Below are 15,621 nucleotides of genomic sequence, written 5' to 3'. Positions count from 1 at the left end.
GTCATTCTCCCGCCTCTTCCGTAACGGCAGCTTTCGTTACGGAAGCCGGCCGTACCGTGGTTGCGGCGGTGGGTGTGGCGGCTGCGCGCTTGGCCATCTGCGAGCGCTTGCGCAGGCTTTCGCGGTAGAAGGTATAAAGGCCGGAGCCGATGACGATCATGGCGCCGACGATGGTGTAATTGTCGATCTTTTCGTTGAAGAAGAACACGCCGATCATGAAACCCCAGAGCAGACCGGTATAACGGAACGGCGCGACGAAGGAGATTTCGCCTGATCGCATCGACAGTATGATCGCCTGATAGCCGACCAGCACCAGAATGGCCGAAGCCGCCAGATGCGATACGATCATGAAGTTCATCGGTTGCCAGCCGCCGAAGGGCACGATCAGCAGGCCGCCCACCGCCATGTTGACGAAGGCGGTGATGACGGTGATGGCGAGGGAGGGCACATCGGCATACATTTTCCGGGTCAGCAGATCGCGCGCAGCGGTGACGGCGAGCGATGCGACGACCAGAAGCGCACCCGGCGTGAAGCCTTCCGGGCCGGGCCTGATGATAACGAGCACGCCGATAAAGCCGACGATGATCGCCACCCAGCGCCGCCAGCCCACGGGCTCACGCAGAAACAGCGCCGCACCCAGCGTCACCACCAGGGGCAGGGACTGCAATATGGCCGAGGCATTGGAAAATTCGATAAGGCCGAGCGCCGTCAGATAGAGCACGGCCGCAGTCACCTCGCAGAGACAGCGCAGGATGATGATGGGGCGCAGGAGGGTTTTCAGCGGCCGAAGCGCGCCGAAATGGCGGGCGGCGATATAGATCAGCACCACCGTCATGATGCCGCGGACGAACATAATCTGGCCGGTGTTGATATAGGGGGTGACGGATTTCGTCAGGGCGTCATTGGCCGTGAAGCTTGCCATGGCGAGCGCCATGAATAGGGCGCCGCGCGTATTGTCCGTCAATGCCATTCCAAAATATCCCAGACCATGCGCGGTTTTCCCGGCCGCCCTTTCGGGGCGGTTTGGGCCGCCTTTCCGGCGTGACCGCGCATTCCTCCATGTAAAGAGACGTGGCACGGCACAGCCGGCATTTCAACCGTTTATATGGGTGGGTGGACGAGAAACAGTTTCAGCCGTCGCTCAGCCGCCGGTCACGCTCATATGGCGGGAGACGGCAGGCCGGTTGTGGGTGCGGTCGATGATGAAATCATGCCCCTTCGGCTTGCGCAGAAGGGCTTCATCAATGGCGCTGGAAAGATAGGCGTCGCTGTCGGAGGCGCGCAGCGCGGTGCGCAGATCGGCGGCGTCATCCTGGCCCAGGCACATATAAAGCGTGCCGGTGCAGGTGAGGCGGACGCGGTTGCAGCTTTCGCAGAAATTATGCGTCATCGGCGTGATGAAGCCGAGCCGGCCTCCGGTTTCCTTCACCGTGACGTAACGGGCGGGGCCGCCGGTCTGGTAATCGCTGTCGATGAGCGTGAAGCTCTTTTCCAGATCGGCGCGCAACTGCGAAAGCGGCAGGTAGCGGTCGGTCCGGTCTTCCTCGATCTCACCCATCGGCATGGTTTCGATCACGGTCAGGTGCATGCCGCGACCATGGGCGAAACGCATGAGGTCGGGAATCTCGGCGTCGTTGAAGTCCTTCAGCGCCACCGCGTTGAGCTTGACCTTGATGCCCGCGGCCTGGGCGGCGTCGAGCCCCTCCATGACACGGTCGAGATCGCCCCAGCGGGTGATGTGGCGGAATTTGTCGCGGTCGAGCGTATCGAGCGACACGTTGATGCGGCGCACGCCGCAATCGGCAAGCTCGACGGCGAATTTGGCCAGCTGTGAGCCGTTTGTCGTCAGCGTCAGCTCTTCCAGCATACCGGTTTCAATGTGGCGGCCGAGGTTCCTCACCAGCGACATGATGTTCTTGCGCACCAGCGGCTCGCCGCCGGTCAGCCTCAGCTTGCGCACGCCGCGCGTTATGAAGACGGAACAGAGCCGGTCGAGTTCTTCGAGTGTCAGAAGGTCCTTCTTCGGCAGGAAGGTCATGTGTTCGGACATGCAATAGGTGCAGCGGAAATCGCAGCGGTCGGTGACGGAAACGCGCAGATAGGTGATGGCGCGGCCGAAAGGGTCCACCATCGGTGTGCTGTTTTCCGTCAGGGTTTTCGCTTTTTCAAGCGAGCCGGAGAAACCGTTCACGTCTCCATCCTCAATGCGCCTTGCGCCGGGCACACACGCCAAATGTGTGCTCTATTAGCTGATGTAGTGGCTTGCCTATCGTGAGGCAAGTCCGTAATTCTGACGCATATGACGAGCTTGCGGAAGTGAAAAATGAGCTATGCCTGGCCGACCGAGCTGCTTGTGTCGAAAGACCGGCGCGAACTGACCGTTTCCTTCGATGATGGAAGCGTTTACCGCCTTCAGGCCGAGATGCTGCGCGTGCTTTCGCCCTCGGCCGAGGTGCAGGGCCATGGGCCGGGACAAAAGGTCACAGTGCCCGGCAAACGCGATGTTACCATCCGTTCCATGGTCGCCACCGGCAATTATGCGGTTCGCATCGTTTTCGACGATGGCCACGATAGCGGCATCTACACCTGGAAATATCTGAAGGAACTGGGTGAGACCGGGGACGCGCTGTTTGCGGATTATGAGCGGCAGCTCGCCGAAAAGGGCTTGAGCAGGGAACCGCGATACCGGTAGAGAAAACACCGAGGGAGACGCCCTCGTGAGAATGATGGCAAGGGGTTGAAGAACTGGTGCGTTTGGCAACGTTGTTGCATCCGCGCTTCGTCACCCCGGACTTGATCCGGGGTCCAGCGCGATCAAGCCCTTGATCGCGGGAGAGTCCTTTCACGGCGCAGACGCGCCGTGGCTGGATGCCGGATCAAGTCCGGCATGACGGAGGAAATGTTCTTGCGCGTTGCCGATAATCGGACGAGGGCAAAGCTCTTGTCTCACTATTTAAACGGGGTGGCGTGTGGCTGTAGAAGCGAACGGAAATGATCTGGCCCAGGTGGTCGTGTTGCTGGCGGCAGGCGTTGTCGCCGCGCCGATCTTCAAGCGCATCGGCCTCGGTTCGGTGCTCGGCTATCTGGCCGCCGGCCTGGTGATCGGGCCTTACGGTCTCGGTTTTTTCTCCGATTCGCAGGCCATTCTGCATATAGCGGAACTCGGCGTGGTGATGTTCCTGTTCATCATCGGCCTTGAAATGCAGCCGTCGCGGCTGTGGTCGATGCGGCAGGATATTTTCGGGCTGGGGGCGCTGCAGGTGCTGGTCTGCATGGCGGGCCTGACATTGATCGGTGTCGGTCTCGGCTTTCCCGTGATCATGTCCTTCGTCGCCGGTACCGGTTTCGTGCTGACATCGACGGCGATCGTCATGCAGATGCTGCAGGAGCGCAACAGCATGTCGAGCCTGAAAGGCCAGCGCATCATCGCCATCCTGCTGTTCGAGGATCTGGCCATCGTGCCGCTGCTGGCGCTTGTCGCTTTCCTCGGTTCGGGCGGCGAACATGTCACGGCGTCGGAACGCTGGGCTTCCGTCGGCATCGCGCTTGCCGCCGTCGGTGCGCTTATCCTTGCCGGGCGTTATCTTCTCAACCCGTTCTTTCGCCTGCTAGCGGCTTCCGGCGCGCGGGAGGTGATGACGGCCGCGGCGCTGCTGGTGGTGCTGGGTTCGGCGCTTCTGATGCAGGTCAGCGGCCTTTCCATGGCCATGGGCGCCTTTCTCGCCGGCGTGCTGTTGTCGGAATCCTCCTTCCGCCATCAGCTGGAGGCGGATATCGAGCCGTTTCGCGGCATTCTGCTCGGTCTGTTTTTCCTGGGCGTCGGCATGGCGATCGATCTTGCCGTCATCGCCTCCAACTGGCAGCTCGTGGTCATCAGCGTCGCAGGCTACATGCTGCTCAAGGCCTTCCTGATCTATGGCGTGGCGCGGGCGCTCGGCACCACCCGGCGCGAAAGCCTAGAACGGGCGGTGCTGATGGCGCAGGGCGGCGAATTCGCCTTCGTGCTCTATTCTGCCGCCGTCAGCGCCGGCATTCTCGACCGGGAGGCGAACGCCATACTGACGGCGACCATCATCATCTCCATGGTGCTGACGCCGCTAATGGTCATCCTGCATGACCGGCTGGTGCCGGCGGCGGTTCCCAATACCGACGATCTCGACCTGCCTGAAAATGTCGAGGGCAGCATTCTCCTCATCGGCTTCGGGCGTTTCGGCCAGATCGTCAGCCAGCCGCTTCTGGCGCGGGGCTATACGCTGTCGCTGATCGACAAGGATGCGGACTTCGTGCGCGATGCGGCGGAATTCGGTTTCAAGGTCTATTATGGCGACGGTTCGCGGGCGGAAATCCTGCATGCTGCCGGGGCGAGCACGGCGCGTGCCGTGCTTATCTGCGTCGATGACAAGGAGGCGGCCGTCAGGATCGCGGAGATCGTCAAGCACGAATTCCCGCTGGTTCCGGTTCTCGCCCGCGCCTATGACCGCGGCCACGCGATCGATCTTCTGAAGGCCGGTGTGGATTACCAGATTCGTGAGACGCTGGAATCGGCGCTGAATTTCAGCGAGGAAGTGCTTGGCGCCATGGGCGAGGAGCGGGAAGATGCCGCGCGTCTGGTGGAAGAATTCCGCGACCGCGACGAGGAACGTTTCGCCATGGAAGTCGTCGGCGGCATCTATGCCGGCCGTTCGCTGATCCGCGGCAATGCCCAGCCGGCCGACCTTGTTGCCGCCCGCACCGCGCGCGAGCGGGCCGAGCGGGAAAAGGCGGAAGCGGCAGAGGAATAGCACGCCCCGGTCTTTCGGCGGCGACAGAGGGAATTGGCAGGGATAGGAACGGACATGACGATCATTCGCACGGTTGAGGAATTGAAGGCCATCTATGACAGCACGAGCGAGGCATCGATCGCCAAGGTGACAGCCACGCTGACGGCCGAATACCGGCTGATGATCGAGACTTCGCCGTTCCTGGCGCTGGCGACGGTCGGGCCGGAAGGCATGGACTGTTCGCCGCGCGGCGACAAGGGCGGCGTGGTCCGGGTGGCCGATGAGAGGACCGTGCTTCTGCCAGACTGGCGCGGCAACAACCGTGTGGATTCGCTTCTGAACATCGTGCGCGATCCGCGCGTGGCGTTGATGTTCCTGATACCCGGCTCGAATACGACGATGCGCATCAACGGCCGTGCTGTGGTCTCCGTCGATCCCGACCTGCTGGAAAGCTTCGAGATGGACGGCAAACATCCGCGCACCGTCATCGTGGTGACAATCGATGAAGTCTATTTCCAGTGCGCCCGGGCGCTGATGCGCTCGGAACTATGGAACCCCGATAATTTCGTCGACCCGGCCTCGCTTCCGACACCCGGTCTTCTGCTCAAGGCGGCCAAGGCGGAATTCGATCAGGAGACCTATGACCGGGAATGGGCGGCGCGGGCGGCGAAGACCATGTGGTGAGGTGCAGTAACGACCGACCTTGGGCCGCTGAGGCAATCCTCGCAAGGCTTACGTCATTGGCGAAAGCGGAGCGTCTCACTCCGTCACCCCGGACTGGATCCGGGGTCTAGCGCGATCAAGTCCTTGATCGCAAGAGGCTTTTCTCACGGTGCAGACGCGCCGTGACTGGATGCCGGATCAAGTCCGGCATGACGGAGGAGATAGTGGTGCACACACCACCATCCTCACGTCCGATAAATCAGCCAGTTCTTGCCGGTATAGTTCTTCTGCATGCCGTCCTCGTAATAGACGGAGCGGTTCCGGCCGGTTTCCTTGGCATGGTAGAGCGCGGTGTCGGCATGGCCGTAAAGTTCGCTCGGGTTGGTGGCCTGTGCGGCGGAAGCGAAACCGAGGGAGATCGTCACCGTGCCGTAGTCGGCGCCCGATCTCGAATTGCGGAAGGGCGTGCTTTCCAGCGACAGGCGGATGCGCTCGCACATCACCATCACCTCTTCCGGCGTATTGCCGTCCAGAATGATGGCGAATTCCTCGCCGCCGCTTCTGGCGACAAAACCATCCTTGCGGACATTGGCGCGGATGACCGAGGCGACGGTGGCGAGAATCTTGTCGCCGACCGGATGGCCGAAAGTGTCGTTGATCCGCTTGAAATGATCGATATCGAGCAGGACGAGCGTGGTATATTGCAGGCCGATGGAGCTGTCATAGATGGATGCCAGCCGGTCGTCGAAGGCGCGCCGATTGGACAGGCGCGTCAGCGAATCCGTATTGGCGATGCGCTTGTACTCATCCAGCTCCAGACGCACCTGATGCATTTCCTCGGCATGGCGGTTGACATCGTTGAAGGTCTTTTCGCCGTCGATGATCTTCGAGCCGGTGGCCTCGGCCAGCAGCGAAATCGCATTCCTCAGAATATTGCTGCTGGCGGCATTCTTGTCGTCGATGCGCTGACGCGTTTCGCCGAGAATCCTGTTGTAGTTTTCGATGGAGGATTGTTCGCGCCTCAGTGTGCCCAGAAGGCCCTCCAGTTCGCGTCTGAGCTTCTCATGCGCATCGTCGATGGACCGGGCGGGATTGCCTTCCCCGTAACGTGAGGACAGCTCGTCCAGATCCTCCTGCGTGACCCGGTTTCCAAGCGCTGCCAGATCCTTCGTCAGGGCAGGGTTCGAACCGATATAGGCTTCGTAAAAGAGGCTGTAGTTACGCGGGATCGGCGAAACACCCATGCTCCGCATGGCATAGGCAATCTGCCCGGCAATGTCGGGCCCCGTGGTTTTGGGCGTGGATGCCGTGTTCATCAAGAAACTCCAGTGAGTCTGCTTATCGACTATGATTATTATTATGAAGGTCGTTTTGGAAAGCTTAATTTATGGGAAACTAATTTTTGTGCCCGGAAACTCCATTTTCGTCACTTTTTATCTTATTTAATTGATAAATATAAGTAATTTTCATTCTGAAGAATTCCGGAATTTTTTCCCTCTACTACTCGCCTTGGTGACAGCATCGCATTTATTCTGTCAATCCCAATAACGGGATTCGTGTGATTTATTTTGGCACAACAATATGTAGAAATAATTCCGCGGCGGAAAGCCATGGTGGTTTTTGAATTCGTGGAAATCCCGCCTATAGGCGGTTTTTTTTTATCATTCGTGTCGGGATACAGGAATGTTACAGTCTTATCTTCCGTTCCCGTGCCATGCGGCACGCGGCGGTGCCGTTTTGTGACGGCGCGGCAACCGTTCGGTAAGGTTCAGGAAGAGGCCAGTTATGCTGCCGGCCGCAGGTCCGGCCGTATCGCCTGCGTGTCAGAATCTCAGCCTGATAACCGGGCATTCCGCCCCGGCCGCCGCCGCCGGCGCGTTTGGCGGGCGCACGATCAAGCCGTCGGAATGGGCCAATATCTTCATCATCGATGAATCCTGCTTCGCATGGGCATCCGCCACCAGCAGGCCGTTTTCGTCCGTGCTGAAACGGGCGCGCAGATAATCCTGCCGATGATCATTCGCTTTCAACGGCGTGGCGGTGCGGGCGGTCGTCGTGCGTTGCAGCGGCGCGCGGCGGGCGATGCTGCGGAGCAGCGGTTCGAGGAACAGCAGGCCGCAGACGAGGCTGGCAACCGGGTTTCCGGGCAGGCCCAGAACCTGCATGGCGCCGATGGACCCGACCATCAGCGGTTTCCCCGGACGCATGGCGATGCGCCAGAAATCGAGCTGCATGCCTTCTGCCTTCAAGGCTGCCTGCACGAGGTCGTGGTCGCCGACGGAGGCGCCGCCGAGCGTCACAAGCACATCGACCTTCGCCGCGACCGCCTTGCCGATAGCGGCGCGGATCAGCCTGTCATCATCGGCAATGATACCGAGATCGAGAACCTCGGCACCTGCCTGCCGGGCAAGGGCTGCGACGCCGAAGGTGTTGGAGGCGATGATCTGGGCGGGCTGCGGCGCGCTTCCCGGCGGCAGCAACTCATCGCCGGTGGCGAGGATGGCGATGCGCGGCCTGCGATAGACGGTGAGCGCGGCATGGTTCATAGCCGCCGCGAGCGTCAGGTCGGTGAAACCGAGTTCCCGCCCGGCCTTCAGGGCCGCTTCGCCTTCGGCAAAATCCTGTCCGCGCGGGCGGATATGTCGCCCGGCGGTGACGTCGAAGGCGGTGCGGATTTTTCCGCCCTCCAGCACTTCGGCATCTTCCTGAATGAGAACGGTGTCCGCACCCTGCGGCACGGGCGCGCCGGTGAAAATGCGCACGGCCTGGCCTTCACCCACCGTGCCGGTAAAAGCATGGCCGGCGGCGGCCTGACCGATGACGGTGAGGACCGAGCCGATCTCCGCCGCATCGGCGCTGCGCAGCGCATAACCGTCCATGGCCGAGGCATCGAAGGGGGGCTGGGTGAGGCGTGCACTGAGATCGGCCGAAAGAACCCGGCCATCGCATTCGGTAAGCGGCAGGGTTTCGCTTTCGGTCACCGGAACCGCTGCCTCCAGAAGGCGTCTTATGGCCTCATCCACGGGCAGCAGCGGTTTCATTCACGTCTCCTGTCGCCGGAAATCGCCGGATTTGCCGCCGCTCTTTTCCAGAAGGCGGATATTGACGATTTCCATCGCCTTGTCGGCGGCCTTGGCCATGTCATAGATCGTCAGGCAGGCGATGGATACGGCGGTCAGCGCTTCCATCTCCACGCCGGTCTTGCCGGACAGTTTCACCAGCGCTTCGACCCGCAGGCCGGGCAGGGCGGCGTCTTCGGTAATATCCACCGCCACCTTTGTCAGCATCAGCGGATGGCAGAGCGGGATGAGATTTGCCGTCTGCTTGGCGGCCATGATGCCGGCGAGGCGTGCAGTGCCGATGACATCGCCCTTCTTGGCGTTGCCCTCGCGGATGAGCGCCAGCGTTTCCGGCTTCATTTTCACGAAGCCTTCGGCGACGGCAACACGAACGGTCTCGGCCTTGTCGCCGACATCGACCATATGCACTTCGCCGCCGGCATCGATATGGGTGAGCTTTCCCGCCTCGCTCATCGATGCATTATTCCGCTGCCAGAATGCCGGATTGGCCGGTCAGAAGGGCTTTGGTGGCCGCTGTCACATCGTCCTTGCGCATCAGGCTTTCGCCGACGAGGAAGGTGCTGATGCCGCTTTTTTCGAGGCGCTTACAATCCTCGAAGGTGAAGATGCCGCTTTCGCCGACCAGCAGCTTTTCCGCGGGCACGAGGCCTGCGAGCTTCTCGCTGGTTTCGAGACTGACCTCGAAGGTGCGCAGGTTGCGGTTGTTGATGCCGAGAAGCGGCGAGGCGAGCTTCAGCGCCCGTTCCGTTTCTTCCTCATCATGCACTTCCACCAGCACATCCATGCCGAGCGCGAAAGCCTCGTCTTCAAGGCGTTTCGCCTCGTCGTCGGAAAGCGAGGCCATGATGAGGAGAATGCAGTCCGCGCCCCAGGCGCGGGCCTCATGCACCTGATAGGTCTCGAACATGAAATCCTTGCGCAGCGCCGGCAGGGCGCAGGCATTGCGGGCGGCGGTCAGGAATTCCGGGGCGCCCTGAAAGCTTGGGCTATCCGTCAGCACCGAAAGACAGGCGGCGCCACCGGCTTCATAGGCGGCGGCCAGCGCCGGCGGATCGAAATCCGGGCGGATGAGGCCCTTGGAGGGGCTGGCCTTCTTGATTTCGGCGATCAGGCCGAACTTGCCTTCGGCCTGCTTTGCCCGGAGCGCCCTGTAGAAACCGCGCGGCGCGCTCTGGCCTGCGGCCATGGCCTTCAGGTCGGCCAGCGAGACCTTCGCCTTGGCGGCGGCGATTTCCTCGCGCTTGTAAATTTCGATCTTTTTCAGAATGTCGCTCATGGTCTCGCTCTCATTCCTGACCCTCGTTGGACACGGCAACCAGACGGTCGAGCGCGGCTGCGGCCTTGCCGCTGTCCAGCGCTTCGCTAACGATCGCCATCGCCTGCGATAGTGTCTCCGCCTTGCCGGCGATAACCAGCGCTGCGGCCGCATTGCACAGCGACACGTCACGATAGGCGTTGCGTTTGCCGGACAGAACCTCGCGCAGCGCCGCCGCATTGGCAATGCCGTCTCCGCCCTTCAGATCTTCCATGGAAGCGGGCTCGACACCGAAATCCTTCGGCGTCAGGTCGAAGGTGCGAATCTTGCCATTTTCCAGTGCCGCGACATGGGTAACGCCCGTGGTCGTCACCTCGTCCATGCCGTCGCCATGCACGACCCAGATGCTTTCCGAACCCAGATCGCGCAGCACTTCGGCAAGCGGCACCAGCCAGCGCGGCGAAAAGACGCCGAGCAATTGCCGTTTGGCGCCGGCCGGGTTGGAGAGGGGGCCGAGCAGGTTGAAGATGGTGCGCGTGCCGAGTTCGACGCGGCTTGGGCCGACATGGCGCATGGCCGAATGGTGAAGCTGCGCGAACATGAAACCGAGACCCGCCTCGCTGATGCAGCGGGCGATGAGTTCAGGACCGATATCGAGCTTCACGCCGAGCGCCGAGAGCGCATCCGCCGTGCCGGATTTGGAGCTCAGCGCCCGGTTGCCGTGCTTTGCGACCGGCAGGCCGGTGCCGGCGACGATGATCGAGGCGAGCGTCGAGATATTATAGGTGCCGATGCCGTCACCGCCGGTGCCGACGATATCGATGGCATTGGCGGGGGCCGAAACCGGCAGCATGCGGGAACGCATGGAGGAGACGGCGCCGACGATTTCGTCCACCGTCTCGCCGCGCACGCGCAGCGCCATCAGGAAACCGCCGATCTGCGACGGCGTGGCTTCGCCCGACATCAGAATGTCGAAAGCCGCCCGCGATTCCTCGCGGTTCAGGCTTTCTCCATTGGCGACCTTGGCGATCAGCGGCTTCAGTTCGGCCATCTTGTCGCCCCCCGGGTTAGAAGCCGACCATCGCCTGATCGGCGAGGGCCTGATTGATGGTGACACCATAGTCATTCTGCAGGCGGTTGACCATCTGGTCCAGCATGTCGTCGCCGGCCGCGCGGGCAATGGCGGCGAACTGCTGGTCGTCATTGGCGAGCGCGTCGGCAGGCGCGTTGGTGTCGACCGAGGTGACCTTGAAGAGGATACGGCTGGAACCGTCGGCATCGGCCGCCGTACCCACCTTGCCCTCCGCGCCGGAGAAGACCGCCGCGATCGTCTGCTGGCCGAAAATAGCGTCTTCGCTGTTGCGGCGCAGGCCGGATTTCTGTTCGACGGCAAGGCTCAGCTCACCGGCCACGGCTTCCAGCGTGTCGCCCTTTTCGACGCGCGCCTTCAGTTCCTCGGCCTTGGCGGCAAGCGCGTTGCGCTGCTGCTCCGCCGTCCAGTCGGCCACAACATCGTCGCGAACTTCGGCAAGCGTGCGGTCGCGGGCGGCGATGATCTGGTCGACATCGAACCAGATGTAGCCTTCACGGCCGAGATTGATCGGCAACGCTTCCGTGCCGGGTTCGGTCTTGAAGACCTCCTGCGCGAGCTGCGGGGAGGGCAGACCCTGAACCGCATCGCCCTTTTCATCGAGGCCGGAAGCGTCGATGGCGGCGATGGTGACGGGTTTCAGGTTCAGCTGCGTTGCCGCATCGGCGAGCGAAGAACCGCCGGCGCGCAGATCCTCGTAACGGTCGTGAACATTGGTGATTTCTTCCGCAGCGGCGGCGGTGGCGAGGTCCTTGCGGATATCTTCCTTCGCCTCTTCCAGCGTGCGGGTCGTTTCCGGCTTGATGCCGGTGACGCGCAGGAGAACCGGGCCGAAGGAACCCTGGACCACCGGCGATACGCCACCGTCCTTCTGGATGGCGAAAGCGGCCTCGGCAATCGACTGGTCGGGGATGGTATCCCTGGTGAATTCGCCGAGCGTGACGTCGGAAGCGGTCTTGCCCTGATCCTTCACCACCTGGTCATAGGTGGTGTTGCCGAGGCGGATCTGCTCGGCGGCGGCCTCTGCCATTTCCTTTTCGGGGAAGGTCAGCTGCTCCACCGTGCGGCGGCCGGCGGTGCGGAAGCTGTCCTTGTGGCTGTTATAATAATCGGCGATCTGGGCGTCGGTGACGGCGGCCTGATCGGCGATATCGGACGGCTCAAGCTTTACATAGGTGAACTTGCGGAACTCGGGCGCGCGATATTTTGTCTTGTTGGTTTCGAACCAGGGGGTAAGCACGTCGTCGCCCGGCGCCTTGACCGGCGGAATGACGGCGTTCGAAAGAATGACGTAATCCACGGCGCGCTGCTCGTTGCGATATTGCTTCAGCGCATCCACCAGCACCTGCGGCGCGGCAAAACCGTCGGAAACGGCTTCGACGATCTGGCTGCGGACGGCGACCTTACTGCGTTCCTTGATATAGTCATCCTCGCGGAAACCGGAATTGCGCAGGCGCTCGCTGAAGAGATTGCGGTCGAACTGGCCGTTGACCGCCTTGAAGGCCGGGTCTTCGGCGATGAGATTGGCGAGGCGGTTTTCCGAAAGGCCGAGATTCATCTTCGAGGCCAGCTCGTCAAGCGCTGCACCGGCCGCAAGCTGGCTGAACACCTGACGGTCGATGCCGAATGCCTTGGCCTGCTCGGTCGTCAGCCTTGTGCCGAACTGGCGGCTGAGATCGGAAATCTGGCGCTGATAGGCGAGGCGGAATTCCTCCGGGCTGACCGTCTGGTCGCCCACCGTCATGACGGCGTGGGAATTGGCGGTGACAAGCGATGCGGAAACGCCCCAGATGCCAAAAGAGACAACAAGCAGGAGAAGCAGCAGCTTGGCTGCCATGGTTCGAGAAGCATTTCTCAGGGAATCGAGCATCGTTATGCAAACCTCACAGGAACGTCGTCGCGGTCGCCGGCTCTCCGGCCCGCAACGTATCGGCGTTCCTTAAATCAATCCAAACGGAAATTGAAGGGAATTTGCCTTGGAAAAACGGGGTTTTGAAAACGCTTGTGTGATTGGAGGCGGGATTTCCCGCCATCGTCTTCGCCGCCGTGCCCCCGCGAAGCGCAAAATAAAACCGCCCGGAAGGTCCAGGCGGTTGAAAAGAATCACTTTTAAGCGGCCGTCTGCCCGGCTTGCCGCGCTCAGAAGGCGCGGTCGCGCCGGATCATCGCCTTGAATTCCTCGTCCTCACGTCGCATTTCGGCGACCACGGATATCATCGATGTCACGAACATAACGCTGATCAGGGCAAGAAGCATTGTCAGAAATGTGAACATGATATCGTCTCCGGGAGTTTCGAGAAAATTCTCTCCGTTATCAGTAGTAATTCATATATTGATAACGGGCGGTCAGCTGCGGATAGTCCGGGCCCAGTTTTTCAGGCTTCTGTTCATAAAGGCTAAACGTCGTTGCTACCATTGCGATAACCAGTACTGTCCAGGCGGTGCTGATGACGCTGATTTTCGCCGAAGTAGACTGTTTTTCTCTTACAAACATCTGTCCGTTCCTTTGGTTCTTTCTTAACGCGCCATGTCCAAACATGTTCCGCGTCAACCGTAAAAATCGATTAGCATCGCGCCTGTGAAACTTCCTTGAATGGTTCGTTCATCTGGCGTTCAGGAAACTGGCTAAGGCCGTCATTCGAGAAAAATATACTCGGCAGCGAATGAAGCGATGATCGAAAGGACGATCATGAAGGCCAGCATTTTCAATTCTCCGGATGCTTAACGAGTGAGGGGCGTTTCGGTTTCCCGATGCCGTGCATTTAAACAAAATAGCTGTGAAACCGCACTGAACGGCCCATTCATCCGCGGTTCACGCCGCAGCCGCGCTTGTGAGGGGTGGTTATAAAGTCTTGCGCCGCGTGCCTCTCCATGACAAAAGGCGGCACATATGCTGAAGCGTCGAGACGCGCCCACCATCTGAGAGCGATATGACGATTGCCTTTTATCCAGGATCCTTCGATCCGATGACCAACGGACATCTGGATGTGCTTATTCAGGCGCTGAACGTGGCGTCGAAAGTCATCGTTGCGGTCGGCATTCATCCCGGAAAAGCGCCGCTGTTCAGCTTCGAGGAGCGGGCAGGGCTGATAAAGCGGGCGCTTGCCGAACATCTGCCGGGCGAAGCGGCGCGCATGGAAGTCGTCTCTTTCGATAATCTGGTCGTCGATGCCGCCCGCCAGCACGGTGCGCGCCTTCTGCTGCGCGGCCTGCGCGACGGCACCGATCTCGATTATGAAATGCAGATGGCCGGGATGAACCGCCAGATGGCGCCCGATATCCAGACCGTATTCCTGCCCGCCGGCACCTCGTCGCGACCCATTACAGCCACATTGGTCCGGCAGATCGCCGCCATGGGCGGCAATGTCGACGCCTTCGTGCCGAAAGCCGTGCTTGAAGCCCTCAACGCCAAGCTGAAGCGCTAACTTCAGCCTCACATTCTGGAGCCAATCCGATGAAACTCGTTCGATTTGCCTTTGCCGGCGCCATGTTTGCAGGCGCTCTCGCCGCCAGCACCTTCGCTTCCGCCGCCGAACTCCTGACCGTGCAGCTGAAGGACGGCCCCGTTGTCATCGAACTGATGCCGGATGTCGCCCCCAAGCACGTGGCGCAGATCGAGGCGCTGGCCAAGAAGGGCGCTTATGACAATGTGGCCTTCCATCGCGTCATCGATGGCTTCATGGCGCAGACCGGCGACGTGCAGTATGGCAATATGGAGAAGGGTTTCAGCGCCCAGCGTGCGGGTACGGGCGGTTCCGACCTGCCGGATATTCCGGCCGAATTCTCCAAGGTTCCGTTCACGCGCGGGGTGGTCGGCATGGCCCGCTCACAGGATCCGAATTCCGCCAATTCGCAGTTCTTCATCATGTTTGCCGACGGTCCGTTCCTGAACGGCCAATATACCGTGGTCGGCAAGGTCGTGTCGGGCATGGAAGCCGTCGACAAGATCAAGCGCGGGCAGGACAGCAACGGCGAAGTTTCCAACCCCGACCGGATGATCAAGGTCACCGTCGGCAAAAAGTAAGGTAAGGGCAATGGAGCCCGAACAGAGGAGAATAGTCATGGCCGAGATCAAGGATCCGGAAAACACCATCATCATGGAAACGACGACCGGCAAGGTCGTGATCCAGCTGCTGCCGGAAGTTGCTCCGGGCCACGTCGCCCGCATCAAGGAACTCGTATCGGAAGGCGCTTACGATGGCGTCGTTTTCCACCGCGTCATCGAAGACTTCATGGCCCAGACGGGCGACGTGAAGTTCGGCAAGAAGGGTGCGGAAAGCTTCAACCCGGCCCGCGCCGGCATGGGCGGCTCCGACAAGCCGGACCTGAAGGCCGAATTCTCCGCCATTCCGCATGTGCGCGGCACCTGCTCCATGGCCCGTTCGCAGAACCCGAACTCCGCCAACTCGCAGTTCTTCATCTGCTTCACGGATTCGCCGTGGCTCAACAAGCAGTACACCGTCTGGGGCCAGGTCATCGAAGGCATGGAAGCCATCGACAAGGTCAAGCGCGGCGAGCCGGTGAAGGACCCGGATTCGATCGTTTCCATCAAGCTCGCTTCTGCGGCCTGATTTTCGGAAATTGCAGTTCGACCCGTCTCGCAGTCTATGCGAGGCGGGTTTTGACGTTTATTGACGGTATGTGATTTTAAGGATGGACGCGGCAGTTTTGACGCTTGCCATCCGTCGCGTCGTTCTCTTCTTCCCTCATTCCTGTGCTTGTCACAGGAATCCAGCCAGCCCAAGTTCCTGGGCTGAAAGGACTCCTCCCGCC

The 15,621-nt window shown here is 60.8% G+C and carries 16 protein-coding genes; 6 read left to right on the top strand and 10 right to left on the bottom strand.

The window, feature by feature from the left end; genetic code table 11:
* Position 1 precedes the first annotated feature (1 nt).
* Positions 2-970 (bottom strand): DMT family transporter, encoded by a 969-nt coding sequence (locus tag PH605_RS12220; protein ID WP_142845145.1) that lies wholly within the window; start codon positions 968-970, stop codon positions 2-4.
* Between the two features lie 171 nt (positions 971-1,141).
* Complete coding sequence (moaA, locus tag PH605_RS12215; protein ID WP_142845146.1) at positions 1,142-2,191, bottom strand: GTP 3',8-cyclase MoaA; 1,050 nt, start codon at positions 2,189-2,191, stop codon at positions 1,142-1,144.
* A 132-nt stretch (positions 2,192-2,323) separates the two neighbouring features.
* Here moaA and PH605_RS12210 point away from each other — a divergent pair, with 132 nt between their 5' ends.
* The 3 genes from PH605_RS12210 to PH605_RS12200 all read left to right on the top strand — a co-directional run bounded on the left by PH605_RS12210 (position 2,324) and on the right by PH605_RS12200 (position 5,444).
* The gene (locus PH605_RS12210; RefSeq protein WP_142845147.1) at positions 2,324-2,692 is read left to right on the top strand and encodes a gamma-butyrobetaine hydroxylase-like domain-containing protein; all 369 of its coding nucleotides are present in this window, start codon (positions 2,324-2,326) and stop codon (positions 2,690-2,692) included.
* A 277-nt stretch (positions 2,693-2,969) separates the two neighbouring features.
* Entirely contained in the window at positions 2,970-4,781 is a 1,812-nt protein-coding gene (locus tag PH605_RS12205; protein ID WP_078053073.1) for a monovalent cation:proton antiporter-2 (CPA2) family protein, read from the top strand.
* Between the two features lie 54 nt (positions 4,782-4,835).
* A complete protein-coding gene (locus PH605_RS12200) occupies positions 4,836-5,444 on the top strand; it encodes a pyridoxamine 5'-phosphate oxidase family protein (RefSeq protein WP_080816895.1) in 609 nt (202 codons plus the stop codon).
* Between the two features lie 224 nt (positions 5,445-5,668).
* Here the strand turns inward: PH605_RS12200 and PH605_RS12195 are convergent, their stop codons facing one another.
* The 8 genes from PH605_RS12195 to PH605_RS12160 all read right to left on the bottom strand — a co-directional run bounded on the left by PH605_RS12195 (position 5,669) and on the right by PH605_RS12160 (position 13,342).
* Positions 5,669-6,739 (bottom strand): GGDEF domain-containing protein, encoded by a 1,071-nt coding sequence (locus tag PH605_RS12195; protein WP_078053072.1) that lies wholly within the window; start codon positions 6,737-6,739, stop codon positions 5,669-5,671.
* A 507-nt stretch (positions 6,740-7,246) separates the two neighbouring features.
* Positions 7,247-8,464 (bottom strand): molybdopterin molybdotransferase MoeA, encoded by a 1,218-nt coding sequence (locus PH605_RS12190; RefSeq protein WP_142845148.1) that lies wholly within the window; start codon positions 8,462-8,464, stop codon positions 7,247-7,249.
* Positions 8,465-8,956 (bottom strand): cyclic pyranopterin monophosphate synthase MoaC, encoded by a 492-nt coding sequence (gene moaC, locus PH605_RS12185; RefSeq protein ID WP_142845149.1) that lies wholly within the window; start codon positions 8,954-8,956, stop codon positions 8,465-8,467. It abuts the gene before it with no gap.
* Positions 8,957-8,963: 7 nt separating this feature from the next.
* Positions 8,964-9,779, bottom strand: a complete 816-nt coding sequence (gene trpC / locus PH605_RS12180) for an indole-3-glycerol phosphate synthase TrpC (protein WP_142845150.1) — start codon at positions 9,777-9,779, stop codon at positions 8,964-8,966.
* A 10-nt stretch (positions 9,780-9,789) separates the two neighbouring features.
* Positions 9,790-10,809 carry an anthranilate phosphoribosyltransferase gene (gene trpD, locus PH605_RS12175; protein WP_142845151.1) on the bottom strand — a complete coding sequence of 340 codons (1,020 nt, stop codon included), beginning with the start codon at positions 10,807-10,809 and terminating at the stop codon, positions 9,790-9,792.
* 16 nt (positions 10,810-10,825) lie between these two features.
* Entirely contained in the window at positions 10,826-12,718 is a 1,893-nt protein-coding gene (locus PH605_RS12170; RefSeq protein ID WP_142845152.1) for a peptidylprolyl isomerase, read from the bottom strand.
* A 269-nt stretch (positions 12,719-12,987) separates the two neighbouring features.
* On the bottom strand, positions 12,988-13,122 hold the full coding sequence (locus PH605_RS12165) for a hypothetical protein (RefSeq protein ID WP_256387174.1): 135 nt from the start codon (positions 13,120-13,122) through the stop codon (positions 12,988-12,990).
* A gap of 40 nt (positions 13,123-13,162) precedes the next feature.
* Positions 13,163-13,342, bottom strand: coding sequence for a hypothetical protein (locus PH605_RS12160; RefSeq protein ID WP_004442101.1), 180 nt, complete (start codon positions 13,340-13,342; stop codon positions 13,163-13,165).
* Positions 13,343-13,778: 436 nt separating this feature from the next.
* Here PH605_RS12160 and coaD point away from each other — a divergent pair, with 436 nt between their 5' ends.
* Genes coaD through PH605_RS12145 form a run of 3 tightly spaced genes read left to right on the top strand, consistent with a single transcriptional unit; the run spans position 13,779 to position 15,419 of the window.
* On the top strand, positions 13,779-14,273 hold the full coding sequence (gene coaD, locus PH605_RS12155) for a pantetheine-phosphate adenylyltransferase (RefSeq protein ID WP_059760169.1): 495 nt from the start codon (positions 13,779-13,781) through the stop codon (positions 14,271-14,273).
* Positions 14,274-14,302: 29 nt separating this feature from the next.
* Positions 14,303-14,872 (top strand): peptidylprolyl isomerase, encoded by a 570-nt coding sequence (locus tag PH605_RS12150; RefSeq protein ID WP_142845153.1) that lies wholly within the window; start codon positions 14,303-14,305, stop codon positions 14,870-14,872.
* A gap of 37 nt (positions 14,873-14,909) precedes the next feature.
* The gene (locus tag PH605_RS12145; protein WP_020810245.1) at positions 14,910-15,419 is read left to right on the top strand and encodes a peptidylprolyl isomerase; all 510 of its coding nucleotides are present in this window, start codon (positions 14,910-14,912) and stop codon (positions 15,417-15,419) included.
* Positions 15,420-15,621 lie beyond the last annotated feature (202 nt).

Source organism: Agrobacterium sp. CFBP 3001, assembly GCF_027871605.1.
Taxonomy (GTDB): domain Bacteria; phylum Pseudomonadota; class Alphaproteobacteria; order Rhizobiales; family Rhizobiaceae; genus Agrobacterium; species Agrobacterium leguminum.
The sequence above is the reverse complement of the archived record's forward strand: the minus strand, read 5'-3'. Positions and strand labels throughout refer to the sequence as shown.